The sequence below is a fragment of the Bacillus cereus group sp. Bc010 genome (assembly GCF_027716745.1).
GTDB lineage: Bacteria > Bacillota > Bacilli > Bacillales > Bacillaceae_G > Bacillus_A > Bacillus_A pacificus.
On record NZ_JAQFUY010000100.1, the window covers coordinates 1 to 1,288 of the forward strand.

Here is a 1,288-nt window from a genome sequence, read left to right on the forward strand (position 1 = left end):
TGGTCATCTCCCTGTCAAGTAGACAGTCATAAAAAGAGTATTATGCCACGGCCTTTTCCCGATATTCTATCGGGGAAAGGCCGTGAAGTTTTTCTTGGAACCTTTCTGTATTATAGAATTGAATGTATTCTTGAATTGTTTGATAAGCCATTTCATACGTTTTTGGACGCACTAAATACAACTTCTCTGTTTTTAAATGTGAGAAGAATGATTCAATACATGCATTATCAAAACAGTTTCCACGTCTAGAATGACTACCGATAAATCCTAATCTTTCTAACTGCTTTGCGTAAGACTTTGATGTATATTGAAACCCTTGATCTGAATGTAAAAGTGGCTTAGTAGATAAAGATTTCCCCTCTAGTTGTTGTAATGTAGTTAAAACCAAATTTAAATCATTTCTTCGAGACAACTTCCAAGCAACGATTTCATTGTTATATAGATCTAACACAGCTGACAAATACGCGAACTGATCTCCAATTCGTACATAAGTAATATCCGTCACATACTTTTGATTTTGTTTGTCCGCTTGAAATTCTCGATTCAAATGATTGTTAAATATCACCGATGTTTTTCTTCCGTAAAATGGACGTTTTTTCCGGATAATAGATTGAATGCCTAACTCCCTCATGAGACGACGAACACGTTTATGATTCATTACCATTCCTTCTCGAGCTAAAGCACGGGTCATACGTTTATATCCATAATAAGGGTGCTGACGATGAATAGATAAAATATGTTCTTTATGCCACATATCCCTTTTTTGATGTAAACGATGCACGTTATGATATTTTCGCCATTTATAGTATCCAGCCTTAGACACTTCTGCAATTTGAAATAACCATTTGAGTGGGTATGTTTGGCGTAGTGAATCGATAAGAGAAAATCGTTCTTTCTTTAAGACCATTCCTTCCCGTGTAGATTTGGATTGCGCTTTTTTAAATATTCAACCTGCGCCTTCAAATATGCATTTTCTTCTTCAAGACTATTAAAATTCTTACGATTCCAAGCACCACGTTGATCATCAAATGACTGCCCTTGTTGAGAGCGTTTTACCCATTCTATAATTTGTGCATCGCTCTTTATACCAAGGTGTTCACGAATTTCCCGTAATGATTTTCCTTCTTCTATTCGAAGACGAACTGCTTCTCGCTTTAGTTCTTCTGTATATTTTTGAAATGATTGTCCCTTTCTTGCCATAAAAAAATCCCCTCCAGATAAAACAGTATTGAGTCCATCATACCAGATGGACTCTTTTTTTACTGTCTACCTAAAGGGGATAATACCA

At 35.9% G+C, this 1,288-nt stretch carries 1 protein-coding gene; it reads right to left on the reverse strand.

Annotation, left to right across the window (positions count from 1 at the left end; genetic code table 11):
- Positions 1-40: 40 nt before the first annotated feature.
- A protein-coding gene (locus PDQ68_RS28555) for an IS3 family transposase (protein ID WP_153016966.1) occupies positions 41-1,200 on the reverse strand; the annotation gives its coding sequence in 2 pieces (ribosomal slippage) (positions 41-942 and positions 942-1,200; 1,161 coding nt in all).
- Positions 1,201-1,288: the final 88 nt, after the last annotated feature.